22 protein-coding genes, 1 pseudogene and 1 riboswitch are annotated in these 23113 nt (G+C 68.6%); of the genes and pseudogenes, 17 read left to right on the top strand and 6 right to left on the bottom strand.

The genetic code is table 11. From position 1 onward, the window contains the following. Positions 1-41: 41 nt before the first annotated feature. Entirely contained in the window at positions 42-314 is a 273-nt protein-coding gene (locus AC23D6_RS15895) for a hypothetical protein (RefSeq protein ID WP_487750179.1), read from the bottom strand. A gap of 90 nt (positions 315-404) precedes the next feature. On the opposite strand from AC23D6_RS15895, the gene AC23D6_RS15890 reads away from it, so the two are divergent. Then, on the top strand, positions 405-728 hold the full coding sequence (locus AC23D6_RS15890) for a Rieske (2Fe-2S) protein (RefSeq protein ID WP_487750178.1): 324 nt from the start codon (positions 405-407) through the stop codon (positions 726-728). 12 nt (positions 729-740) lie between these two features. Here the strand turns inward: AC23D6_RS15890 and AC23D6_RS15885 are convergent, their stop codons facing one another. Then, the gene (locus tag AC23D6_RS15885) at positions 741-1820 is read right to left on the bottom strand and encodes a methyl-accepting chemotaxis protein (protein ID WP_487750177.1); all 1080 of its coding nucleotides are present in this window, start codon (positions 1818-1820) and stop codon (positions 741-743) included. 25 nt (positions 1821-1845) lie between these two features. On the opposite strand from AC23D6_RS15885, the gene AC23D6_RS15880 reads away from it, so the two are divergent. Beyond that, complete coding sequence (locus tag AC23D6_RS15880; protein WP_487750176.1) at positions 1846-2793, top strand: DUF3667 domain-containing protein; 948 nt, start codon at positions 1846-1848, stop codon at positions 2791-2793. Positions 2794-2862: 69 nt separating this feature from the next. Here AC23D6_RS15880 and ettA read toward each other — a convergent pair whose 3' ends face one another. Next, positions 2863-4530 carry an energy-dependent translational throttle protein EttA gene (gene ettA / locus AC23D6_RS15875; protein WP_487750175.1) on the bottom strand — a complete coding sequence of 556 codons (1668 nt, stop codon included), beginning with the start codon at positions 4528-4530 and terminating at the stop codon, positions 2863-2865. A 217-nt stretch (positions 4531-4747) separates the two neighbouring features. On the opposite strand from ettA, the gene AC23D6_RS15870 reads away from it, so the two are divergent. The 12 genes from AC23D6_RS15870 to AC23D6_RS15815 all read left to right on the top strand — a co-directional run bounded on the left by AC23D6_RS15870 (position 4748) and on the right by AC23D6_RS15815 (position 15527). Further along, complete coding sequence (locus tag AC23D6_RS15870; protein WP_487750174.1) at positions 4748-5242, top strand: RcnB family protein; 495 nt, start codon at positions 4748-4750, stop codon at positions 5240-5242. A gap of 131 nt (positions 5243-5373) precedes the next feature. Then, complete coding sequence (gene glyA, locus AC23D6_RS15865; protein WP_487750173.1) at positions 5374-6627, top strand: serine hydroxymethyltransferase; 1254 nt, start codon at positions 5374-5376, stop codon at positions 6625-6627. A gap of 113 nt (positions 6628-6740) precedes the next feature. Next, positions 6741-7277: a transcriptional regulator NrdR gene (gene nrdR / locus AC23D6_RS15860; protein WP_487750172.1), complete on the top strand. Its 537-nt coding sequence runs from the start codon at positions 6741-6743 to the stop codon at positions 7275-7277. 3 nt (positions 7278-7280) lie between these two features. Then, positions 7281-7793, top strand: coding sequence for a GNAT family N-acetyltransferase (locus AC23D6_RS15855; RefSeq protein WP_487750171.1), 513 nt, complete (start codon positions 7281-7283; stop codon positions 7791-7793). After that, the gene (gene ribD / locus AC23D6_RS15850) at positions 7790-8887 is read left to right on the top strand and encodes a bifunctional diaminohydroxyphosphoribosylaminopyrimidine deaminase/5-amino-6-(5-phosphoribosylamino)uracil reductase RibD (RefSeq protein ID WP_487750170.1); all 1098 of its coding nucleotides are present in this window, start codon (positions 7790-7792) and stop codon (positions 8885-8887) included. Before AC23D6_RS15855 ends, ribD begins: the two co-directional genes overlap by 4 nt. A gap of 8 nt (positions 8888-8895) precedes the next feature. Then, complete coding sequence (locus AC23D6_RS15845; RefSeq protein WP_487750169.1) at positions 8896-9657, top strand: class I SAM-dependent methyltransferase; 762 nt, start codon at positions 8896-8898, stop codon at positions 9655-9657. Between the two features lie 84 nt (positions 9658-9741). Next, positions 9742-9939: riboswitch (FMN riboswitch) on the top strand. Between the two features lie 138 nt (positions 9940-10077). Then, on the top strand, positions 10078-10680 hold the full coding sequence (locus tag AC23D6_RS15840) for a riboflavin synthase (protein ID WP_487750168.1): 603 nt from the start codon (positions 10078-10080) through the stop codon (positions 10678-10680). Next, entirely contained in the window at positions 10677-11771 is a 1095-nt protein-coding gene (gene ribB / locus AC23D6_RS15835; RefSeq protein WP_487750167.1) for a 3,4-dihydroxy-2-butanone-4-phosphate synthase, read from the top strand. The genes AC23D6_RS15840 and ribB overlap by 4 nt, the downstream gene beginning before the upstream one ends. Positions 11772-11834: 63 nt before the next feature. Further along, positions 11835-12302 (top strand): 6,7-dimethyl-8-ribityllumazine synthase, encoded by a 468-nt coding sequence (gene ribH, locus AC23D6_RS15830; RefSeq protein WP_487750166.1) that lies wholly within the window; start codon positions 11835-11837, stop codon positions 12300-12302. 38 nt (positions 12303-12340) lie between these two features. Beyond that, positions 12341-12808 carry a transcription antitermination factor NusB gene (gene nusB / locus AC23D6_RS15825; RefSeq protein ID WP_093301075.1) on the top strand — a complete coding sequence of 156 codons (468 nt, stop codon included), beginning with the start codon at positions 12341-12343 and terminating at the stop codon, positions 12806-12808. A gap of 47 nt (positions 12809-12855) precedes the next feature. Next, entirely contained in the window at positions 12856-13803 is a 948-nt protein-coding gene (thiL, locus tag AC23D6_RS15820; protein ID WP_487750165.1) for a thiamine-phosphate kinase, read from the top strand. Between the two features lie 143 nt (positions 13804-13946). After that, entirely contained in the window at positions 13947-15527 is a 1581-nt protein-coding gene (locus tag AC23D6_RS15815; RefSeq protein WP_487750164.1) for a CocE/NonD family hydrolase, read from the top strand. Positions 15528-15541: 14 nt separating this feature from the next. On the opposite strand, the gene AC23D6_RS15810 is transcribed toward AC23D6_RS15815, so the two are convergent. Beyond that, a complete protein-coding gene (locus tag AC23D6_RS15810) occupies positions 15542-16918 on the bottom strand; it encodes an FAD-binding oxidoreductase (RefSeq protein WP_487750163.1) in 1377 nt (458 codons plus the stop codon). Between the two features lie 233 nt (positions 16919-17151). On the opposite strand from AC23D6_RS15810, the gene AC23D6_RS15805 reads away from it, so the two are divergent. After that, complete coding sequence (locus AC23D6_RS15805) at positions 17152-18555, top strand: FAD/NAD(P)-binding protein (RefSeq protein WP_487750162.1); 1404 nt, start codon at positions 17152-17154, stop codon at positions 18553-18555. 5 nt (positions 18556-18560) lie between these two features. On the opposite strand, the gene AC23D6_RS15800 is transcribed toward AC23D6_RS15805, so the two are convergent. Next, on the bottom strand, positions 18561-18938 hold the full coding sequence (locus AC23D6_RS15800) for a YraN family protein (protein WP_487750161.1): 378 nt from the start codon (positions 18936-18938) through the stop codon (positions 18561-18563). Then, positions 18928-20193, bottom strand: a pseudogene (locus tag AC23D6_RS15795) (penicillin-binding protein activator); the annotation flags it as partial. The pseudogene AC23D6_RS15795 and the gene AC23D6_RS15800, both read right to left, overlap by 11 nt. Before the next feature lie 215 nt (positions 20194-20408). On the opposite strand from AC23D6_RS15795, the gene rsmI reads away from it, so the two are divergent. After that, complete coding sequence (gene rsmI, locus AC23D6_RS15790; RefSeq protein WP_487750160.1) at positions 20409-21230, top strand: 16S rRNA (cytidine(1402)-2'-O)-methyltransferase; 822 nt, start codon at positions 20409-20411, stop codon at positions 21228-21230. Between the two features lie 45 nt (positions 21231-21275). Further along, the gene (locus tag AC23D6_RS15785; RefSeq protein ID WP_487750159.1) at positions 21276-23066 is read left to right on the top strand and encodes a DUF885 domain-containing protein; all 1791 of its coding nucleotides are present in this window, start codon (positions 21276-21278) and stop codon (positions 23064-23066) included. Positions 23067-23113 lie beyond the last annotated feature (47 nt).

Genomic DNA, 23113 nt, shown 5'->3' with positions numbered 1-23113 from the left:
CCGCAAAGTGTAGGCGGGAACCGTGTCCCGCGCAGACGCCGTCAGCGCGGGAGAGGCAGCACCGGCTTCCTGACCACCTGGTACTCGCCTTCCATCGCGCGGTCGCGCGCCACCGGCTTGCCGCGCTGGCGCAGCAGCTTGTACAGCAGGCCGCCGGCGATCATGGCCGCGCCGACGAACACACTGAAGAACACCAGCACCGCCAGCACGGCCAAGCCGAGCAGGCCGATACCCACGCGCAGCAGCGGATGACGCGGCTTGCGGGGCGCGAAGGCATTGCGGAAGGCGTTGAACTGGAAGTGGCGTGCGTACATGGCGTTGCGTCGTGACAGAATGCGGCGGGGGCCGGTGCGCGCAGTATCGGATGACCGTTCCATGACCGTGTGAGAACTTCGTTAAGCCGTATGCAACTGACCGCACTTAATGACATCATCCAAGGCGGTTTCGCCGAAGTTGAGGCCGTGATCGGCGGCGATGCCGAGTCGTTGATCCTTCATCGCGATGGCGATGCCGTCCGCGCCTGGCTCAACGTCTGCCCGCACGCGGGCCGCCGGCTGGACTGGGCGCCGGGGCAGTTCCTGAAGAGCAAGGAAGGTCATCTCGTCTGCGCCGCGCATGGCGCTTCGTTCGAACTGCAGCGCGGCGACTGCGTGGCCGGGCCGTGCCGCGGCGACGCGCTGCACGCCATCGCGGTGCAGGTCCGCGATGGCGAGGTGTGGCTCGCCTAAGCGTGTGCCGGCTCAGCCGGTGCCTTGCAGGATCACGCAGTGCCAGCCGGTGCGATAGGTTTCGTATCCGGGCGAGGCCGCCTGGGCGATGCAGTGCGGCCGGCCGTCGAACATGAGCTCGGTGGCGGCCCGCGATTCGGAGAACAGCGTTGCGCGGCCGGGGAAGTCCAGGCGCGGCGCGGCATCGCCCGCCGTGTCGGCCAGTACGCGCCCCTGCCCATCGACGATGCAGACCCGGCTGCGGTTCCATTCGGCATCGGACAATGGCGTGTGCTCGACGATCGTCTGCGCCAGGGCATCCCATCGAAACACGATGCCCAGCACGCCCAGCGGCCTTCCCTGCACGCGCCCGCCCTCACGCACCGTGCAGGAATAGACGAGTACGCGTTCGCCGCCGGCGAGCGGACTCGCGTGCATGGACTGGAAGCCGAAGGCCTCGCCGCTCTGCGTCGCCATCGCCGACTGGAACCACTCCTGCTGCGCGACCGACTGGCCCGCGGAGCGGTACTGCCGCGGGCGTCCGTTGGCGATCACGTGGCCCTGAAGGTCGGCGAGCACTAGGTCGAAGTAGACCGTGTACGAATCGAGGATCTGCCCCAGCCGCTGGCTGGCGTGGGCCAGCGCCGCCGGCTGCGGGTCCTGCGCCGCAGCGACCACGGCGGCGTCGGTGGCCCACCAGCGCACGTCGCAGCTGCGTTCGTACAGATTGCGGTCGATCAGGTCGATGTTGGCCAGCGCCAGATCGGTCAAGCGCGTGCGGCGAACATCGGTCTGCAGCTGCTCAAGCCGTTCGCGCAGGTCGGTGCTGGTGCGGCCGGCCATGCGGTCGATCTCCTGCGCGGTATCGCTGACCCGGCGCGAGAGCGTGTCCATTTCTTCGGCGATCACGCCGAAGCTGCGTCCCGCAGCGCCGATACGCACGGCCTCGATGCGGGCGTTCATCGAAATGATGCGGGTGATGCGGTTGATCTCGTCGATCTTCTGCAGCGATTGCCGCAGTTGCTTGAGCAGCGAGTCCGACAGTCCCGAGACGGACTGGATGTGGTCGTCGATGCCAGCGTCGTCGGTGGGGTCGGCGGCGCGTGCGTTCATGAGGCTCCTTGTGTAGAGAGGGGCCATGCGGATGGCCGTCATTGGAGCGCTATCGGCGGATCCGCCCACCGCTTTAACTGGCACCGCCACGGTGCAGGTTTTCCCCCCGATGGGGCAGACAGTGCCTTCGGTTGGATGTTCGTCCGGTGCTTCCGTAGAATCCGCCGACCACGGACAGGGGACCGAGATGGGCGACGCGAGCACCTGCATCAACTGCGGCCGAGCCGTCTCCGGTGCCGAACAGAAATTCTGTCCCGCCTGCGGACAACCCACGCCGGTGCACCGCATCGACTGGCATTTCCTTGGTCACGAACTCGAGCACAGCGTGCTCCACATGGATCGCGGCATCCTGTATTCCCTCAAGGAACTGATGCTGCGGCCAGGGCACCTGATGCAGGCGTATCTCGAAGGGCGACGGGCGAATCAGGCCAAGCCGTTGCTGCTGATCATGGTGATGGCGGCGGTCGTCGTGTTTCTCAGCAAGTATCTGGTGGGCGAAGGCGTCATGGATGGGATTGCTTCCTCAGTACCGGCTGGCAACGGGGATGTCGCCAAGGGAATGGCAGCTGCGATGAAGGCGGCAGAACGGGTTGCTGCGTGGATGAACCAATATTTCGCGCTGTTCACCTTGCTGCTACTGCCCCTTGAGGCCGCCGCTTTCCGGTTGGCCTTCCACCGTTTCGCCGTATTCAACTATCCAGAATGGCTTGTTGTGACGGCCTTCCTGACGGTGCAGACATTCGTTTTCTGGACCCTCATGGTCGTGCTGCACCGCTGGTTACCCCAGCCGTTGATGTGGGTAACCCTAATCTCGATATTGTTCGGGATCTTCTCGTTGATCCAGCTATTCCGCGAACACGTCTGGTGGAAGACGCTCTTGCGTGCGATGTTGGGATTCGGGCTCTTCTTCATCGTCAGCAGCGTGCTTACACAAGTGCTGATCGTGATGGTCGCGGTGGCGATGATTGCCTGAAGTAGTCGCGTAACGAATACAAAAAAGCCCACCGATCGGTGGGCTTTTTTGCGTCTCGGACGCGACGCCTTACTTCAGCGCCTTGAACCGCAGGCGATGCGGGCGGGCGCCTTCTTCGCCCAAGCGACGCTTCTTGTCTTCCTCGTACTCGCGGTAGTTGCCCTGGAAGAACTCCACGTGCGAGTCGCCCTCGAAGGCGAGAATGTGCGTGGCGATGCGATCCAGGAACCAGCGGTCATGCGAAATGACGAACGTGTTGCCGGGGAACTCCAGCAGCGCGTCTTCCAGCGCACGCAGGGTTTCGATATCCAGGTCGTTCGAGGGCTCGTCGAGCAGCAGCACGTTGCCGCCCTGCAACAGCGTCTTGGCCATGTGCAGGCGGCCGCGTTCACCGCCCGACAGCGAGCCGACCATCTTCTGCTGGTCCTGGCCCTTGAAGTTGAAGCGGCCAATGTACGCGCGCGACTGGATCTCCACACCATTGATGTTGAGGATGTCCAGGCCGCCCGAAATCTCCTGGAAGACGTTGTGGTTGCCCTCCAGCTTGTCGCGGCTCTGGTCGACGTACGCCAGCTTCACCGTGGGGCCGATGGTGATCGTGCCGGAATCCGGTTTTTCCTGGCCCGTAATCATCTTGAACAGCGTCGACTTGCCGGCGCCGTTCGGACCGATGATGCCGACGATGGCGCCGGCGGGCACCAGGAAGCTCAGGTTATCGATCAGCAGGCGGTCGCCGAACTTCTTCGTGACGTTCTTGAACTCGATCACCGAGTTGCCCAGGCGCTCGCCCGGCGGAATGAAGATCTCGTTGGTCTCGTTGCGCTTCTGGTAATCGACGGATTGCAGTTCTTCCAGGCGGGCCAGGCGGGCCTTGCCCTTCGAGCGGCCGCCCTTCGCGTTCTGGCGCGACCATTCCAGTTCTTTCTGGATGGCCTTCTGGCGGGCCTTTTCCTGGTTCTCTTCCTGCTTCAGGCGCTCGTCCTTCTGCACCAGCCACTCGGTGTAGTTGCCTTTCCACGGAATGCCGCGACCGCGGTCGAGTTCGAGGATCCACTCGGCGGCGTTGTCGAGGAAGTAGCGATCGTGGGTCACGGCCACCACGGTGCCGGTGTAGCGGGCGAGGAACTGCTCCAGCCACTCGACGGATTCGGCGTCGAGGTGGTTGGTCGGTTCGTCGAGCAGCAGCATGTCCGGCTTCTGCAGCAGTAGGCGGCACAGCGCCACGCGACGCTTCTCGCCGCCGGACAGCTTGCCGACGATGGCGTCCCACGGCGGCAGGCGGAGCGCGTCGGCCGCGACATCCAGCTGGTTCTCCAGCGTATGTGCGTCGCCGGCGGCCAGGATGGCTTCCAGGCGCTCCTGTTCCTTGGCGAGGGCGTCAAAGTCGGCGCCCTCTTCGGCATACGCGGCGTAGACCGCTTCCAGCGCCGCCTGCGCCTGCAGGACGTCGCCCACGCCTTCCTCGACGGCCTGGCGGACGGTGTGCTCGGGATTCAATTCCGGTTCCTGCGCGAGGTAACCGACCTTGATGCCGGGCTGCGGACGCGCTTCGCCTTCGAAATCCTTGTCCACGCCGGCCATGATCTTCAGCACGGTGGACTTGCCGGCGCCGTTCAGGCCCAGCAGGCCGATCTTCGCGCCCGGGAAGAAGGACAGCGAAATGTCCTTGATGATCTGCCGTTTCGGCGGGACCACCTTGCTGACCCTGTTCATGGTGTAGATGTATTGCGAGGACATGCAGGCTCCGGTACGCAGGACCCGTCACCCGGCCGTGGAGCGGCGGGCGAGGGGGAGATGGGGAAGAACTGCATTATAGCCGTTCAGTCCGCCCGGGCCGTTCGCTGAACAGGATCCGAGCGATTTGGGATTGCGGTCCCGTAACCGCTTTCCAGCGGGAGACGGTTCAGGCGGGAGGCGCATCATGCACTCACGTACCCCTGACCACGGAGATGCCATGAACAGCCGTCGATTCTTCCAAGGCCTGGCCTGCGCCGTGCTGGCCCTCGCCACCACCGCCCCGGCGCTGGCGCGTGATAACGATCGCGGCCATGACCGTGGTCGCCAGCACTACGACCGCGACTGGCGCGACGACCGTCGCGACGATCGCCATGACCGCCGGGACGACCGCCGCGATCAGCGCCACGCCTACCGCGCGGGCTACCATGACGGCCGCCGTTACGACGACCGCTACGACCGTCGTTACGATGATCGCCGCTATTACGCGCCGCCGCGCGTGGTCTACCGTCCGGCCCCGCCGCCGCACCGCTGGGCCAAGGGTCAGCGTTACCGCGACTACTACCGCGGCCCGGTCTACGTGGTGAACGACTACGACTATTACGATCTGCGTCGTCCGCCGCGCGGTTACCACTGGGTGCGGGACGACCGCGGCAACATGCTGATGGTGGCCATCGCCACCGGCATCATCGCCGACCTGATCCTGCACCACTGAGCCGGACCCCTCCGGCCACGGGAAAGCGCGCTCCGGCGCGCTTTTCCTTTTCCGGGGAGGGGCTTGGGAAGGTCGTGGCCGGCCCCCCGGCGGGCTACAATCGGGAACCCCGCCCTTGCCCCGGAGACCCGATGTTCCCGCGCGACGCCCGCATCGAAACCTACGATCCCGAACTGGCCCAGGCCATCGCCCAGGAGGCGCGCCGCCAGGAGGATCACGTCGAGCTGATCGCCAGCGAGAACTACGCCAGCCCCCGCGTCCTGGAAGCGCAGGGCAGCGTGCTGACCAACAAGTACGCCGAGGGCTACCCGCACAAGCGCTACTACGGCGGTTGCGAATACGTCGACATCGCCGAGCAGCTGGCCATCGACCGCGTGAAGCAGCTGTTCGGCGCCGACTACGCCAACGTGCAGCCGCACTCCGGCTCGCAGGCCAACCAGGCGGTCTACTTCGCCCTGCTGAATCCCGGCGACACCATCCTGGGCATGAGCCTGGCCCACGGCGGCCACTTGACCCACGGCGCCAAGGTCAACGCCTCCGGCAAGCTCTTCAACGCCATCCAATACGGCGTGAACGACCAGGGCCTGATCGACTACGACGAAGTCGAGAAGCTGGCGCTGGAGCACAAGCCGAAGATGGTCGTGGCGGGCTTCTCCGCCTATTCGCAGGTGGTGGACTGGGCGCGCTTCCGCGCGATCGCCGATAAGGTCGGCGCCTACCTATTCGTCGACATGGCGCATGTGGCCGGCCTGGTCGCCGCCGGCGTCTATCCGAACCCGCTGCCGCACGCCCACGTGGTCACCTCGACCACCCACAAGACGCTGCGCGGTCCGCGCGGCGGCATCATCGTGGCCAAGGGCGCGGGCGAAGAGATCGAGAAGAAGTTGCAGAGCATCGTCTTTCCGGGCATCCAGGGCGGTCCGCTGATGCACGTCATCGCGGCCAAGGCCGTCGCCTTCAAGGAAGCGCTGGAGCCGGAGTTCAAGGCCTACCAGGCGCAGGTGGTGAAGAACGCGCAGGCGATGGCTAAGACGATCATCGCGCGCGGCTACAAGATCGTCTCCGGTGGCACCGAGAACCACCTGATGCTGGTCGACATGATCGGCAAGGACGTCAGCGGCAAGGACGCGGAAGAGGCGTTGGGCAAGGCGCACATCACCGTCAACAAGAACTCCGTGCCGAACGACCCGCGCAAGCCCTTCGTGACCTCGGGCCTGCGCATCGGCACCCCCGCGGTGACTACGCGCGGCTATGGCGAGCAGGACTGTATCGACCTGGCCAACTGGATCTGCGACGTGCTCGATGCCCCGAGCGATGAGGCCGTGCTGGCCAAGGTGCGTGAGAATGTCACCGCGCAGTGCCGGAAGTATCCGGTGTACGGCTGAAAGCGAGGAACGAGTGAAGAGGAGTGAGGGACAAGTGAACGCAACAGCGCATCAATGGGCGGCGGGCTCCGCTTCCACGCGTTCCTCGTTCCTCTCCACTCGTTTCTGATTCTATGCATTGTCCTTTCTGCCAGCACACCGACACCCGCGTGATCGATTCGCGCGTGTCCGAGGACGGCGCCACGATCCGGCGCCGTCGCGAGTGCGAGGCGTGCGGGGAGCGGTTCTCGACGCTGGAGAACATCGAGATCAAGCTGCCGGCGGTCATCAAGGGCGATGGCCGGCGTGACGCGTTCGATGCGCGCAAGCTGCGCGCCGGCTTCGATCGCGCGTTGCAGAAGCGGCCGGTGTCGGAAGAGCAGATCGAGGCCGCGGTGCGTGCGGTGGTGCACAGCATCCGGATGAGCGGCGAACGCGAGATCGCCTCGCGCAGGATCGGCGAATTCGTGATGAACGAGCTGCGCAAGCTCGACCACGTGGGTTACGTGCGCTTCGCGTCGGTGTACCGCAGCTTTGAAGACGTCGCCGATTTCCGCGAGGAGATCGAGAAGCTGGAACGCGACCTGCCGCCGGGCGCCGGGCAGCTGTCGCTACTGGGTGGCGACGTCGTCCCGTTCGACAAGCACGCGGACAAGAACAAGAAGCGCTGAGCCGTGCGGATCGACGCGATCGGCCGGCATCCGCAGTACGTCCCGAACCTCGCGGCCTGGCACCACGCCGAGTGGGGACCGCTCTACGACGACTGGACGCTGGAGGCGGCGACCGCGGAACTGTCCGACCACGCCACACGCACGTCATTGCCGACCACGCTGCTGTTGATGGAGGGCGAAGCGCTGCTGGGATCGGTCAGCCTGTTGATCGAGGACGCGCCGGCGCTGCAGGACCGCGGCAGCCCATGGCTGGGCAGCCTCTTCATGCGGCCCGAGGCGCGTGGGCGCGGCGGTGGACGCATGCTGGTCGATGCGGCCGTCGCGCATGCAGCCGGCGAGGGGGTTGCGGTGTTGCGGCTGTTCACGCTGTGGCACGAGGACTTTTACGCGGGGCTCGGCTGGCGGGTCGATGAGCGCACGACGCTGCACGGCACGCCCGTGGTGATCATGTCGATCGTGCCCGCCGAGCGCGTGGCGCATACTGGCGCCCCGCCGCACCGCGTGGATGACGCATGACCGAGACGACCTTCACCGCCTTCGACCACCAAGGCATGGCGCGCGCGTTGCGCCTGGCCGAGCGCGGCGCCTTCACCACGCGTCCCAACCCGATGGTGGGGTGCGTGATCGCGCAGGGCACGGAGATCGTCGGCGAAGGGTGGCACCGCAAGGCGGGCGAAGCGCATGCCGAAGTCTTCGCGCTGCAGGCGGCCGGCGAGCGGGCACGCGGCGCGACCGCCTACGTCACCCTGGAACCCTGTGCGCACACCGGCCGAACCGGGCCATGCGCCGATGCGCTGATCGCGGCCGGCGTCGGTCGCGTCGTGGCGGCGATGCGCGACCCGTTCGCGCAGGTCGACGGCGCCGGTTTCGACCGGTTGCGCGCGGCAGGCATCCTGGTGCAGTCGGGCCTGATGGAAGCGCAGGCGCGGCGGTTGAACCGAGGGTTTTTGTCGCGGATCGAGCGTGGGCGTCCGTGGGTGCGGATCAAGCTGGCCACCAGCCTGGACGGACGCACGGCGATGGCCAACGGCGATTCCAAGTGGATCAGCGGCGAAGCTTCGCGCCGCGACGTGATGCGTTGGCGCGCGCGTGCTGGGGCGATCCTGACCGGCGCCGGCACCGTGCTGGCGGACGATCCGTCGCTGACGGTGCGCTTCGGCGACGACACCGCCTTCGAGCCGCCGCTGCGTGTGGTCCTGGATCCTGGGTTGGCGACCGTGGCCCGCGGCAACGTCCGCCAGGGCGATGCGCCGACGCTGTACGTACACACCGCCGATGCCAAGCCGCCGCGCGACACCGATGTGCAGCGCGTCGTGGCGCCGGCGACGGGCAGCAATTTCGACCTGAAGGCCGTGCTGGAACTGCTGGCGCAGCGCGGCGTGAACGAGCTGCATGTGGAGGCCGGCGCGACGCTGGCCGGCGCGCTCCTGGCGGCCGGCCTGGCGGACGAGGTGCTGCTGTACGTGGCGCCCATGCTGCTCGGCGACCAGGCACGACCGCTGTTCGGCGGCCTGGGCATCCAGGCCATGGCGGACCGGCTGCAGCTGGAGATTGTGGACAGCCGCATGATTGGCGAAGATCACCGCCTCCTGCTGCAACCTGCCCGCTGACGCTCGCCATGGTGGCCTTCAAGGACCATTTCTCCGGGGTCGCCGACGTTTACGTCGCCTCGCGCCCCACCTATCCGGATGCGTTGTACGACGTGATCGCCGACGCCGTGCCCGCAACCGCCCAGGTGTGGGAGCCCGGCGCCGGCAGCGGGCAGGCCACGCGCGGCCTGGCCGCGCGTTTCGCCCACGTGCACGCCACCGACCCCAGCGCGGCGCAGATCGAGCGCCACTGGGCGCAGGGCCACGCCGGCGGCAACGTCAGCCTGGCCGTCGAGCCGGCGGAATCCACGGGGCTGCCGGATGCCAGCGTGGACCTGGTCGCCGTGGCGCAGGCGCTGCACTGGTTCGACCGCTATCGCTTCTTCGCCACCTGCGAGCGCGTGCTGCGCCCCGGCGGCGTGCTGGCGGCCTGGACCTACCAGGACATCATTTTCGAAGACGACCTGGCCGAGGTGGCCGAGAAGGTCCGCGACGAGATCGATCCGTACTGGCCGCCGGAACGTGCCGACGTGGACATGGGCTACGGCGACTACGTGTGGCCCTTCGACGCCTTGCCGACGCCGCGCCTTTGGCTGACCGCCGAATGGAACCTGCCCACGCTGCTAGGCTATTTCGGCAGCCTGTCCGCCACCGGCAGCTACCGTGCGGCCACGGGTGAGGATCCGGTCTATGCCCATACGCCGGCCCTGGCCGAGGTCTGGGGCGACCCGCAGCGGGTGCGCACCATGCGCTGGCCGCTGATCCTGCACCTGCGCCGCAAGCCGGCCTGAAGCCGCCGCGGAACACTCCGTTCGCCGGCCGGTGCGGGAGGCGGCGTGTAGAATGCGCGGGCCGGTTCGCCGGCACACCACCAACGACGTCTTCAGGGCGGGGTGCGATTCCCCACCGGCGGTAGGTCGCCCAGCGACGAGCCCGCGAGCGCCTTGGGCGGCATGCGATTCCCTCGCAGGAGCCTGCACATCCCTGTGCGGACTTCCGATGCCGCCGAAGGGTCAGCAGATCCGGTCAGATGCCGGAGCCGACGGTCATAGTCCGGATGAAAGAAGACGGCATCGCCGAACCGCGCGGAAGCGCGGCGTCGTGCGCCTGCCTTCGCGCCCGGAGGCGTCTCCGCTTTGTTTTCGCGAGAGACGTTCCATGCCTTCCATGATTCCCCGCGCTGTCCCCGTCCTCCGCCAGGAGGCCCGCTGATGTTCACCGGCATCATCGAGGGCGTCGGCCGCATCGCCGCGCTGGAACCCGTGGGCGGCGACGTCCGCCTGACCGTCGCCGTCGGCACGCTGCCGTTCGAGGCCGTGCAGCTCGGCGAGAGCATCGCGGTGAACGGCGTGTGCCTGACCGTGATCGCCTTCGATGCGTCGAGCTTCCAGGCCGATGCGTCCACCGAAACCCTCGCATTGACCACGCTCGGTGGCCTGGGCGCAGGCGCGCTGGTGAATCTCGAGCGTGCCATGCGCTCGACTGACCGCCTCGGCGGCCATCTGGTCAGCGGCCATGTCGACGGCGTCGGTCGCGTGCTGTCGGTGCACGAGGATGCGCGTGCGCAGCGCTGGCGTTTCGCCGCGCCGGCGCCGCTGCTGAAGTACATCGCGAAGAAGGGCTCGATCTGCGTGGACGGCGTCAGCCTGACGGTCAACGAGGTGGATGGCGAAGGTTTCGAGGTCGCGCTGATCCCGCACACCGTCTCGCACACCGCCTTCTCGCAGACCGCGGTGGGCGATGCCGTGAACTTGGAGATCGACCTAGTGGCGCGCTATGTCGAACGCCTGCTGGGCGAGAGGAGCGGCGCATGAACTTCGCCCCGATCCCCGAACTCCTTGAAGAGATCCGCAACGGCCGCATGGTCGTCATCGTCGACGACGAGGACCGTGAGAACGAGGGCGACCTGATCATGGCCGCCGAGCTGGTCAAGCCGTCGGACATCAACTTCATGGTCACCCACGCGCGCGGCCTGGTCTGCCTGTCGCTGACGCGCGAGCGCTGCGCGCAGCTGGGCCTGGCGCCGATGGTGCAGACGAACACGGCGCAGTTCCACACCAACTTCACCGTCAGCATCGAGGCCGCCGAGGGCGTCACCACCGGCATTTCCGCCTACGACCGCGCACACACGGTGCGCACCGCGGTGCGGCCGGATGCGAAGCCGAGCGACCTCAGCCAGCCCGGCCACATTTTTCCGCTGATCGCCCAGCCCGGCGGCGTGCTCACCCGCGCCGGCCACACCGAAGCCGCCAGCGACCTGCCGCTGCTCGCCGGTCTGGAACCCGCTGGCGTGCTGGTCGAGGTGCTGAACCCGGACGGCACCATGGCGCGTCGTCCGCAGCTGGAAGTGTTCGCGCGCGAGCACGGGCTGAAGATGGGGTCGATCGCGGACCTGATCGCCTACCGGCTGGCCACCGAACACACCGTTGAGCGCATCGACGAGCGCGACATCGACACCGAGTTCGGTCCGTTCCGGCTGGTGACCTACCGCGACCGCATTGCTCACGACCTGCACTTCGCCCTGGTGCGCGGCACGCCGGACAAGGCGACGCCCACGCTGGTGCGCGTGCAGGTAGAAAACCCGCTGAGCGATCTGCTGCACTGGCGGCGCGACGACTTCGGCGTGCATGCGACCGACGCGCTGCGCGCGATCGCCGCCGAAGGGCAGGGCGTGATGGTGGTGCTCTCCGAACCCCGCAACGCCGAGGCCCTGCTGGCCCGGCTGCGCAAGCAGCCCGAGGTGCGCGCCAACGCCAAGGATGTCGGCCAGTGGCGGCGCAACGGTGCCGGCGCGCAGATCCTGGCCGACCTCGGCCTGGGCCGGCTGCGCGTGCTGGGCACGCCGCGCCGACAGGTCGGTTTGGCCGGCTTCGGCCTCGACGTGGTCGAGTACGTCCAGCCCTGACCTTGCCGGGCGGCGCCCGGGCCGCCCCGGCTGGTAGACTTTCCCACCCCCAAGGAACCCGCCATGTCCCACTACGAAGGCGATCTGCGCGCGCCCGACGGCGCCCGCTTCGCGATCATCGCCAGCCGCTGGAACCCGCGCATCACCGATGTGCTGGTGGCCGGTGCGCGCCAGAGCCTGGCCGGCAATGGCGTGAGCGAGGACGCGGTCGACGTGGTGCGCGTGCCGGGCGCCTGGGAGATCCCGGTGGCCGCTGCGCGCTTGGCCGCCGCAGGCGATCATGCCGCGATCATCGCGCTGGGGTGCGTGATCCGCGGCGACACCCGCCATTACGAACACGTCGCCGACCGTTGCGCCGAAGGCCTGATGCGCATCCAACTGGATACCGGCGTGCCGGTGTTGAACGGCGTGCTGGCGGTGGAACGCATCGAGGACGCCGAGGCCCGCGCCGGCGGCAGCCACGGCAACAAGGGCGAAGAAGCCGCGCTGGCCGCCATCGAGATGGCGCATCTGCTCGCGCAGCTGGCCTGATCATCCGCACGCAACGAACACGCAGCACAGGAGCCGCCGTGAGCCGACATCCCCATTCCCACCGCAAGGACGGCGTTGACCCGGTCACCCGTGCGCGCGCCCGTCGCCGCGCATTGCAGGCCGTGTACGCGTGGCAGATGTCCGGCGGCGAAGTGGGGCAGGTGATCGCGCAGTTCGCGCACGAGCAGGCGCACGAGATCGCCGACCTCGAGTACTTCGAGGATCTGGTGCGCGGCGTCGTGCGCCACCGCGCCTCGCTGGACGAAGCGTTGCTGCCCTTCCTCGACCGTGCTGTCGAAGAAGTCGACCCGATCGAGCGCGCCGTGCTGCGCATCGCTGCGTACGAGCTGATCCATCGCCTGGACGTGCCGTACCGCGTGGTCATCAACGAGGCCATCGAGACCACCAAGCGCTTCGGTGCCGAACACGGCCATACCTACGTCAACGGCGTGCTCGACCATGCCGCCGTCGACTGGCGCCCCGCCGAGGCGCAGGCGCGGCGCTGACCCGGTGGGCGGCGGTACGCGCGACGTGATCCGCCCTGCCTGACGCCATGGGCACCGGCGAATTCGACCTGATCGCCCGCATCCGCGCACGCGCGGGGACGCGCGACGACATCGTGCTCGGCATCGGCGATGACGCCGCCCTGCTGGCGCCGCCTCCGGGCCGGCATCTGGTCGTCACCGCCGACACGCTCAACGAGGGTGTGCATTTCCCGCGCGGTACCGCGCCCGCCGATATCGGCTGGAAGGCGCTGGCGGTGAACCTGTCCGACCTCGCCGCGATGGGCGCCGAGCCTGCGTGGTGCACGCTCTCGCTGTCGTTGCCACAGTCCGATGCGGCATGGATCGACGCGTTCCTCGACGGCTTCCTCGCGCTGGCCGGCGAACACGGCATCGCGCTAGTAGGCGGTGATACGACACGCGGTACCTTGTCGCTGTCGGTGACCGCCATGGGTTTCGTGGATGCGGGCAGCGCGCTGCGCCGTGATGGCGCGCAGGTAGGCGACGATGTCTGGGTGACCGGCACGCTGGGCGATGCCGCCGGTGCGCTCGTATTGCTGGATCGCGAGCCTGCGCATCCGCTGCGCCGTCGCCTTGATCGCCCCACGCCGCGCGTGCATGCGGGGCGAGCGCTGCCAGCGCTGGCAAGCGCCTGCGTCGATGTGTCCGACGGCCTGCTCGCCGATCTTGGCCATATCTGCGCCCGCAGCGACGTGGGCGCACGGATCGACATCCCGTCCTTACCTGCGTCGGAGGCACTGAGCGAGGCGTTCGACGACGTTGCGCGCGCTGCGCTGCAGGCTGCTGGCGGCGACGATTACGAGCTCTGTTTCACGGCCGACGCATCGCACCGCGAGCGCATCGCGTCGCTCGCTTCCCGGCTGGATCTGCGCGTCACCCGCATCGGCCGCATCACCGCCGGAAGCGGCGTGGCGGCGGTCGATGCCACCGGAGCAGCCTGGCAGCCGCCCCGCACGGGTTACGACCACTTCGGCTGAGCCTCCATCGCGCGCTGCACCGCAGCGTGGCCGTCCCCATACCTGATGGTATGGTCAGTCCGCTCGTTCCCCCCGACGGGTTCCATCGCATCGCTTTCTCGCCAGGTCCCCCGGCCTGGCATTCGCCTGTGAGGAACCTCTGCATGAACCGATCCGTCTGGCGCGGCCTGCTGGCCGTCGTGTTGCTCGTGTTCTCCTCGGCCGCCTTCGCGGCCGGTTACAGCAAGACCTACGAACGCATTCGTAGTTGGGACGGCACCGAGCTCGGCGCGCTGGTGCTGGTGCCGCAGGGACAGGGCAACGGCCCGTTCCCGCTGATCGTCATGCCGGCCAGCTGGGCGCTGCCCAACCTGGAGTACGTCGGCCGCGCCAGCCAGCTCGCGTCGAACGGCTATGTCGTCGTCAGCTACACCTCGCGCGGCTTCTGGGATTCGGCGGGCCAGATCGATATCGCCGGACCGGCGACGGTCGAGGACGTCAGCGCCGTCATCGACTGGGCGCTGGCGCACACGCCGGCGAATCCGAACGCGATCGGTGCGTCCGGCATCTCCTACGGCGCCGGCACCAGTTTGCTGGCCGCGGCGCGCGATCCACGCATCCGCGCGGTGGCCGCCCTGAGCGGCTGGGCGGATCTGGAAACCTCGCTGTACGCGCACCAGACCGTCAGCGAGCAGGGCGTCACCCTGCTCGTCGCGGCGGGCGTGGCGACCGGTCGGCCGGGTCCGGACCTGGCGCGCATCACGGCGCGCGCCGTGCTCGGCGATTTCGACGGCGCCGTACTCGGATTCCTGCCGCAGGCGCCCAGCCGCGGCGTGGTGCATGAAGTGGACGCGCTCAACCGACAGGGCACCGCGGTGCTGCTGGCGAACGCATTCAACGACGGCCTGTTCCCGCCCAACCAATACGTGGATTTCTACAATCGCCTGCGCGGGCCCAAGCAGTTGATCTTCAGCCAGGGCGACCACGCGACCGCGGAGCTGCCCGGCGCACTGGGCTTGCCCAACCAGGTCTACGACGCGACGACGCGCTGGTTCGACCGCCACCTGAAAGGACGGCCCAACGGCGTGGACGGTGAAGCGCCGGTGCGGTTGTCCACGCTGGAAGGCCGTTGGTTGTCGTTCGCGGACTGGAACGCGGTGCAGGCCGCGCCCACCGAGTACGGCCTGGCCGCCCCCAGCGGCTGGCTGGCGCCGACGGGTGCGCTGGTTGCTGGCACGTCGACGGGTTGGAACCACCGCATCGCCACCGGCATTCCGACGGTCGCCGATTCCGGCGTGGTCCTGCTCAGCGGCCTGCTGCAGGGACTGGGTGCGCCGACGACGGCATCGGTGCCGCTGGTGAACCGTGCAGGCGCAGGGGTGTGGGTAGGCCCGACGATGGCGAGTGAGCGCACGGTGGCCGGATCGCCGACGTTGCGCGTGACCGTCACGCCCAGCCAGCGCGACGTCAGCCTGTTCGCCTACCTCTACAGCATGGATGCGTGGGGTACCGGCACGCTGATCAGCCACAAGCCCTACAGCCTGCGTGGAGCGACGGCCGGCCAGGCGCGCACGCTCGACATCACCCTGGAAGCCAACGCGGCCCGCGTGCCCGCCGGACATCGCCTGGTGCTGGTGGTCGACACGCACGATCCGCGTTACACGGAAGCCAGTGGGCTGGGCGGTACGGTGACGTTCTCGTCGCCGGCCAGTGCGCCTTCGAGATTGCGCGTGCCCCTCCGCTAAAAAATCGCGCGCTGTCAGGGCGGCAGCACCTTGCCCGGATTGAGGATACCGTCCGGGTCGAGGGCCGCCTTGATGGCGCGCATCGTCGCCAGCGTTGCTGGCGAAAACGCATCAGCCATGAAGTCGCGCTTGCTCAGGCCGATGCCGTGTTCGCCGGACAGCGTGCCGCCGAGTGCGAGTACCTGGGCGAACACGCGCGGCAGAGCGGCATGCGCGCGCGCGGTTTCAGCGGCATCGCCGTCGTCGTACATGAGGTTGACGTGCAGGTTCCCGTTGCCGGCATGGCCGAAGACGACGATGGGCAACGCTACTTCCGCCGCGAGCGCCTCCATGCCGGCCACCAGGTCGGGGATGCGCGACACCGGCACCACCACGTCTTCGTTGATCTTGCCGGGCTTGATCGTGCGCAGCGCCGGCGACAACGCACGGCGCGCCGCCCACAGCCGGTCGCGCGCGCTGCCGTCGGCGGCGACATCCAGTGCGATCATCCCGTCGCCTTCCGCCGCCTCGGCGAGTGCCTGCAGGGCATAGGGCAGGGTGTCGTCGTCGCCATCGGCTTCGACCAGCAGCATCGCGCCCGCGTCGGGCACGTCGCTGCCGTTTCGGCGGATCAGCGCGATGGCGCTGCGGTCCATGAATTCCAGCATCGTCGGCGTCGCCGGTCGCGCCATGATCCGCGACACCGCACTCGCCGCCGTCGCGGCATCGCGATACAGCACGCGCAGACCCGCCTGCGCGCGCGGGCGCGGCGCCAGCTTCAGGGTCGCTTCGACGACCAGCGCCAGTGTGCCCTCGCTGCCGACGATCAGATGTGTGAGGTCGTAGCCGGTGGCGTCCTTGGTGTAGGCGCCGCCGCAGCGGATCAGGTCGCCGGCACCGGTGACGGCCACCAGGCCGAGCACGTTGTCGCGCGCGGTGCCGTACTTCACCGCGCGGGGGCCACCGGCATTGGTGGCGAGGTTGCCGCCCACGCTGCACAGGTCGGCGCTGGACGGATCCGGTGGCCAGAACAGGCCGTGCGGCATCAACGCGTGCTGCAGTTCGCCATTGAGCACGCCCGGCTCCACCACCACGCAGCGATCCGCCGTGCGTACTTCAATGATGCGGTTCATGCGCGCGAACGACACCACTACGCCGCCCAGCGTAGGCACGGCAGCCCCGGTAGTTCCGGTGCCGGCGCCGCGCGCGACGATCGGCACCCGATGCTCGCGGCAGGCGCGCACGAGGGCGACCACATCGTCGCGCGTGCGCGGCAACGCGACGGCCGAGGGCATTGCCCAACGACGCGAATCGTCGCCGCCAAACGGACGGCACGCTTCGCCGGTCAGCCAGCCCTCGCCGAGGCGGGCCCACATCGCAGCGTGCAAGTCGGGGGGCAGCGTTGCATCCATGCGTGCATTCTACGGATTCGCCGCGTGACGTCCTGCCTTGATGCGGCGAGGGCATGTGCTGATGGCAGATAGCCATGAAGGTGCCAGGCCAAGCGCCAGGCCCGGTAAATCAACGTCTGCGCGTGATTCATCAATGTACCGCACGTTGCCGCAGCGATGCGCTAACCGATTCCTTACATCCCCCGGGAAGCCGCCTGTTAGAAATCGCCGGCCCAGTCGACCGGAGACACCTCATGCGCATCACCATCGTGGGAGCGGGTTTCAGTGGTAGCACCCTGGCGACGTTGCTCGCTTCATCGGCCCCGGGCGCGCCGGATGTCTGCCTCGTCGGCGTCGATGAGACGTTCGCGCGCGGCGTCGCCTACGGCGAAGCGCGGCCGGAGCACCTGCTGAACGTGCGCGCCGGCCAGCTCGGCGCGCACCCGGACGATGCGGCCGGCTTCGCACGTTGGTTGAGCCTGGGCACGCGGGGAAGGGAGGAATTCCTGCCACGCCTGGCGTATGGCGACTATCTGGCCGAGCGCCTGCGCGAAGCCAACGAAACGGCCTCGAATCTGTCGCTGTTGCGACAGGAAGCCGTCGCCGTGAGCCGCGTAGGCGAAGGTTTTCGTGTGCACCTGGATGACGGCGGCTACTTCGCCAGCGATCGCGTGGTGCTCGCCGTGGGCGCGCTGCCGCCGCAGCGGTTGGCGGGCGTCGGTCCGCGCCTGGCGCAAAGCGCGCGCTACATCGGATGGCCCTGGCAGGACGCGGCGCTGGATCGCATTCCCCCCGATGCGCGGGTGCTCATCGTCGGTACCGGCCTGACGATGGTCGACGTGGTGGCCACGCTCGCCGCACGCGGCCATCGCGGCGCGCTGGTTGCGATTTCCCGCCATGGCCGACTGCCGCAGGCGCATGCCGAGCTGCCGTGCGCCGCGATCGAACTGCCGCCCAGCGTGCAGCACGCGCTGCGTGGCCGCAGCGTGCGCACGCTGCTGTCAGCGGTGCGCTCGGTGGTGCACGTGGCGCCGGATTGGCGCGCGGCGGTGGATGCGTTGCGGTCGCACACGCCGCCGTTCTGGCGCAGCCTGCCGCACGCGGAGCGCGCACGTTTCCTGCGCCATGTCCGTGCCTATTGGGAAGCTGCGCGCCATCGCATCGCGCCGCGCGTGGCGGCAACGCTCGCCTCACTGCAGGACAGTGGCCGGTTGCAGGTGCGGGCTGCGCGGCTGCTGCGTGCGGGCCTGCGTACCCAAGGGGCGGAAGTGTTGCTGCGGGGACGCGGACAGGACCGCGTCGATGTCGAGCAGTACGACTACGTCATCCGCGCGACCGGTCTGGATACCGAAATCGCGCGCAGCACCCATCCGCTGGTCTCGCACCTCTACGAGGCCGGTCTGCTCGGGGCGGACCCGCATGGATTGGGCGTGGACGCGGGCGACGACCTGCAAGTGCGCGACCGCAACGGTGACACCGTGCGCAGGCTGTTCTGCCTCGGGCCGCTGCTGCGAGGGCAATCGTGGGAAATCACGGCGGTCCCCGAACTACGCGCCGCCGCGGCGGCCTTGGCCGTGCGTCTGCGCGAAACGGCGCGGACGAGCCTGCCGCGGCGGGGTGCGGTCGCGCGGGAGCTTGCGCTTTCCGCAGGCCTGTAAGGGCGTCAGACGTCGTCTGCGCGGAAGGCGTCGCGGATCCAGTCCAGCCGTGGCGCGGCGGGATCGCCATCGGCGTCGATGACATCGAAGCGGCAAGGCGCCTCGGCGTAAGTGGGATGATCCTGCAGGAAGCGCTGCGCCGCGTGCACGATGCGGCGACGCTTGCCGGCGTCCACGGAGGCGGCGCCACCGCCGAACGCGCGCGAACGGCGGAAGCGCACTTCGACGAACACCACGGTGCCGGTGCTATCGCGCATCACCAGGTCAATCTCGCCACCGCGATACGCCGCGTTGGCGGCGATCTCGGTAAGGCCGGCCTTCAGCAGCAGGGTGCGGGCCGCGGCTTCGGCCGTGCGTCCGTTCGCACGGCGGTCAGCCGCCATCGGCGACGGGCACGGCCTGGCCGCCACTGAAGGTCGACCAGGACGGCGCACGCACGACGTTGCCGAAGCCATCGAGCTGCAGGCGACCGGTCGCGCCGCGGAGCTCGGTGTTGGCGCCCAGCGCGAGCTTTTCCAGATAGGCCGTCAGCAGCCAGGCGTCGTAGCCGAATGCGAACAGGCGAGCGGCCGGACCGCGCGCCGTGGGCACGCGCTCGCCGGTGACGCTGGCGGCCGGCAGCGCGGACAGGCCGCGCGAGGTCCAGGTTTCGGTGGGGAACACGATGCCGTCGAGCGCCGCGTCGTCGCCAGGCTTGCCCGTCCCCGAGGTCAGCTGCGACGTACCCACGCGGGTCCTGCCGCCCAGCCCCGCGAGCGCGAGCTGCGGCGTGAGGCTGCGCGCGGTGCTGCCGCGCACGGCCAGGAACACCGCGTCCACGCCTTCCTGCGCGGCGGCGGCGAGCGGAGCGGACAGGTCCCCCGGCGTTTCGGGCACGCTGATCACGCGCGCGACTTTGCCGCCACGTTCGGCGAAGCGCTCGCGGAACGCCTGCGACGCACGCCGGCCGTTGTCGTCGCTGCCTTCGATGATCAGCGCCGTCTTGCGTTCGCGCGACAGCGTGTACTCGGCGGCGGCGATGCCGTCGTCTTCCGGCGCCAGCGAGAAGCCGGCCTTGCCATCGGGGGGCGCCACGGTGCCGCGGTTGAGCACCAGCATCGGCACGGCCAGGTTGGGCTGCTGGAACAGGGCGCTCACTTCATCGCGACCGAGCGGGCCGACCACGAAATCCGCCCCTTCCGCCGCCGCGCGTGCATAGGCTGCCGTCGCGCCGGCGGCGGTGCCGGTGGTGTCGTAGAACTGGATGTCCGGGCGACGGCGACGCTCGCCGTAATAGCCGGCGAGCAGGCCATCGCGCACCGGCGCGGCAGCCGTGGCCAGATTGCCCGAGAGCGGCAGCAGCACGGCCAGCTTCATCGGCGGGCGATAGCCGTCCACATCCGCGGCGGGGCGGTTACCGGCATCGAAATGCCACTGCGCGCCACGATCAAACGGACGCGGCAGCGGCAGGCCGCGACGCTGCAGCGCACGGCCGGCGAAGTTGTACAGCGGATCGCCGGCGGGCAGCGACGCGGCATCGCGGGCGAGGGTGGCGTCATCAAGCGTGCTGAGCAGGCGGTCGATTTCGCGCGCGTTGTCGCTGCGCGCCTGGCCGCTGAGCGCGCCGTCCTGGCGCGCCAGCGTGGCGGCGCTGGCAAACGCGGGCGAGACGCGCGCGCTTGACGTGACCGGACCGGTGCCGGGGGTGGTGGCGCAACTGGCCAGGCCCAGCGCCAATGCCGTTGCGACAAGGGTCCGTCCTAGGCGCACGCGAAGGGAAATCGTGCGGGCAACGTGCAGGTCCATGGGCATTGTCGGTGTTCGGGCAGGGGAACCGGCTACGATTCTACCCTCAGCCAAGGAGCCCCACTGGAATGCCCGCCGGAACCCTGTTCATCGTCGCCACCCCCATCGGCAATCTTGGCGACCTGACCCCGCGTGCCCTGGACGTGCTGCGCACGGTGGCGGCCATCTGCGCCGAGGACACCCGTCGCAGTGGTCAGCTGCTGGCCCATTTTGGCGTGTCCACGCCGCTGGTCGCGCTGCATGAACACAACGAGGATGCACTGGCGCAGCGCGTGGTGGAGCGGCTGGCGGCGGGCGAATCGCTGGCGCTGGTCAGCGACGCAGGCACGCCGTTGGTCAGCGATCCCGGGTTCCGCCTGGTGCGCGCGGCGCGCGCGGCCGGCATCAAGGTGAGCCCGCTACCGGGCGCCTGCGCCGCCATCGCCGCGCTCAGCGTGGCGGGGCTGCCGAGCGATCGGTTCACGTTCGAAGGCTTCCTGCCGGCCAAGGCGTCTGCGCGGCGCGAGCAATTGCAGCGCCTGGCAGGCGAAACCCGCACGCTGGTGTTCTACGAATCCTCGCACCGCATCGGCGAGTCGCTGGCGGACATGCGCGCCGCATTCGGCGACGACCGGCCGGCGGTGCTGGCACGCGAACTGACCAAGCTGTTCGAAACCGTCCTCGACGGCACCCTGGCCGAGCTGCAGGCGAAGGTCGACGCCGACGACAACCAGCGGAAGGGCGAATTTGTCGTCATGGTGCGTGGCGCCGGCGACGACATGGAGGCGCGCCTGGTCGAGGGACGCCGCGTCTATGCGCTGCTGAACGCGCATCTGCCGCCGTCGGCGGCCGCCAAGCTCGCTGCCGAGATCACCGGTGCGCCGAGAAAGGAGTTGTATGGCGGGCGATAGTGGGCCGTGTCGGCGGGCCTTGCATGAAAGGGGATGAAGATGAGAGTGCGTGAACAGCTCATGGCGGCCGTTGCGATGTTGATTGTTGTGGCGGCATCGCCCGCTGCGATCGCGTGGACCCCGCCGGACGCCCGTGAGCGTTTCGGCGTGCTGGTGGCGGAGAGCCAGAAGGCCGATGACGCGCTGTATCCCCTGCGTCTCGCCGAGCGCGGCCTGCTTCCGACGGGGGCCGTTTTCGTCGACCCCCAGAGCGAGGCCTTTGCCCGGCAGCTGGCGACGAACAAGCGTGCCGAACTGTCGGGCCTGGCCGGCATAGACCGCGCCTCCCTGGCCGAAAAGGACCAGATTGCCTACGACGCGTTCCGCTACCAGGCCGAGCAGGCGCTCGGCGACATCGACAGCGGCATCCATGCGATCCGCAACCTGGTGCCGCTGAACGCCTCCTTCGGCCTGCACGTCGAGTTCCCGGACTACCTGTCGGGCGTCCGCTTCAAGACGGTCGAAGACTACGAACGGGGGCTGGCCCAGCTGGAGGGCTTCGTCGGGTACATGGACAGTACGGTCGATCGCCTGGAGCAGGGAATGGTCCGGGGCTACCACCAGCCCAAGGTGGTCGTGAACAACGTCCTGGGGCAGGTCGAGGCCTTCCTCAAGCTGCCGGTCGAAGAGAACCCCTTCTACTCCCCGGTCACGCGTTTCCCTGATGCCATCGGAACCGCAGACCGCACCCGCCTGGAGGCCGCGTATCGCCGGGCCATCGAAGGTCGCGCCACGCCCGCCTACGCGCGCTGGCGCACGTTCCTGCGCGACCGCTATCTGCCGGGCGCCACCGAGGGCGCAGGCCTGTGGGCCATGAAGGACGGCGATCGGGTCTATGCGTCCCTGCTGGTCCAGCACACCACCACCAGGATGAGCGCGCAGCAGATCCACCAGCTCGGCGTCGCCGAAGTCGCCAGGATCCGCGCCGCGATGGAACAGGCGCGTCAGGCGACTGGCTTCGACGGCGACCTGCCGGCGTTCTTCGAATACGTCCGCACCGGGCCGCAGTTCTACTATTCCGAGCCGAAAGACCTCATCGACCACTTCGAGCGCATCGAAACAAAAGTCTGGGAGCGGATGCCGGACCTGTTCTCGCGTCGTCCGCGTGCCGCATTCGAGCTGCGTCCGCTTCCGGCGCTTGGGGACCAGCGGGGCACGGGCTATTACCGCGCCGGTCCGCCGGATGCTTCAGAGCCCGGCGTCCTCTACTTCAACATGGCCATGTTGAATACGCGCCCCATCCCGACCCTGGAGACCTTGCAACTGCACGAGGGTGTGCCGGGCCACCACTACCAGATCTCACTGGTCCAGGAAGACGAAACCCTACCGGACCTGCTGCGTTTCGGCCAGGTGCCGGCCACCGCCTACACCGAAGGCTGGGGCCTGTATGCCGAGTCCCTGGGCCAGGAACTGGGCATGTTCAACGATCCCTACCAATGGTTCGGCCACCTGGACATGGAAATGCTGCGCGCCGTGCGCCTGGTGGTCGACACCGGGATCCATGCCTTGCAGTGGGACCGCCAACGCGCGATCGACTACATGCTGGCCAACACCTCGATGGCGCCGCGCGACGTGGCGGTCGAGATCGACCGCTACATCACCAACCCGGGCCAGGCCTGCGCGTACAAAGTGGGCGAGCTGAAGTTGCAGGAACTGCGCCGCCGCGCGACCGAACACCTGGGTCCGGATTTCGACATCCGGCGTTTCCACGACCAGGTACTGGACACCGGTGCCCTGCCGCTGGATGTGCTGGAAGCCAAGATCGACCGCTGGCTGATGTCGGACCGGGCGCAGTAGGTCATGGGTGAGCGCTTCCTGCCGGGAGATACCAAGGTGCCCTCATT

Source organism: Pseudoxanthomonas sp. G3 (assembly GCF_057654715.1).
Note: the sequence above shows the minus strand (reverse complement) of the source record. Positions and strands in the feature narration are given on the sequence as shown.

Excerpts from the sequence above, each read along its gene's own strand:
- AC23D6_RS15895 (WP_487750179.1), bottom strand. The coding sequence starts at position 314 with ATGTACGCACGCCACTTCCAGTTCAACGCCTTCCGCAATGCCTTCGCG.
- AC23D6_RS15890 (WP_487750178.1), top strand. The coding sequence starts at position 405 with ATGCAACTGACCGCACTTAATGACATCATCCAAGGCGGTTTCGCCGAA.
- AC23D6_RS15885 (WP_487750177.1), bottom strand. The coding sequence starts at position 1,820 with ATGAACGCACGCGCCGCCGACCCCACCGACGACGCTGGCATCGACGAC.
- AC23D6_RS15880 (WP_487750176.1), top strand. The coding sequence starts at position 1,846 with ATGCGGATGGCCGTCATTGGAGCGCTATCGGCGGATCCGCCCACCGCT.
- ettA (WP_487750175.1), bottom strand. The coding sequence starts at position 4,530 with ATGTCCTCGCAATACATCTACACCATGAACAGGGTCAGCAAGGTGGTC.
- AC23D6_RS15870 (WP_487750174.1), top strand. The coding sequence starts at position 4,748 with ATGAACAGCCGTCGATTCTTCCAAGGCCTGGCCTGCGCCGTGCTGGCC.
- glyA (WP_487750173.1), top strand. The coding sequence starts at position 5,374 with ATGTTCCCGCGCGACGCCCGCATCGAAACCTACGATCCCGAACTGGCC.
- nrdR (WP_487750172.1), top strand. The coding sequence starts at position 6,741 with ATGCATTGTCCTTTCTGCCAGCACACCGACACCCGCGTGATCGATTCG.
- ribD (WP_487750170.1), top strand. The coding sequence starts at position 7,790 with ATGACCGAGACGACCTTCACCGCCTTCGACCACCAAGGCATGGCGCGC.
- AC23D6_RS15845 (WP_487750169.1), top strand. The coding sequence starts at position 8,896 with ATGGTGGCCTTCAAGGACCATTTCTCCGGGGTCGCCGACGTTTACGTC.
- AC23D6_RS15840 (WP_487750168.1), top strand. The coding sequence starts at position 10,078 with ATGTTCACCGGCATCATCGAGGGCGTCGGCCGCATCGCCGCGCTGGAA.
- ribB (WP_487750167.1), top strand. The coding sequence starts at position 10,677 with ATGAACTTCGCCCCGATCCCCGAACTCCTTGAAGAGATCCGCAACGGC.
- ribH (WP_487750166.1), top strand. The coding sequence starts at position 11,835 with ATGTCCCACTACGAAGGCGATCTGCGCGCGCCCGACGGCGCCCGCTTC.
- thiL (WP_487750165.1), top strand. The coding sequence starts at position 12,856 with ATGGGCACCGGCGAATTCGACCTGATCGCCCGCATCCGCGCACGCGCG.
- AC23D6_RS15815 (WP_487750164.1), top strand. The coding sequence starts at position 13,947 with ATGAACCGATCCGTCTGGCGCGGCCTGCTGGCCGTCGTGTTGCTCGTG.
- AC23D6_RS15810 (WP_487750163.1), bottom strand. The coding sequence starts at position 16,918 with ATGGATGCAACGCTGCCCCCCGACTTGCACGCTGCGATGTGGGCCCGC.
- AC23D6_RS15805 (WP_487750162.1), top strand. The coding sequence starts at position 17,152 with ATGCGCATCACCATCGTGGGAGCGGGTTTCAGTGGTAGCACCCTGGCG.
- AC23D6_RS15800 (WP_487750161.1), bottom strand. The coding sequence starts at position 18,938 with ATGGCGGCTGACCGCCGTGCGAACGGACGCACGGCCGAAGCCGCGGCC.
- rsmI (WP_487750160.1), top strand. The coding sequence starts at position 20,409 with ATGCCCGCCGGAACCCTGTTCATCGTCGCCACCCCCATCGGCAATCTT.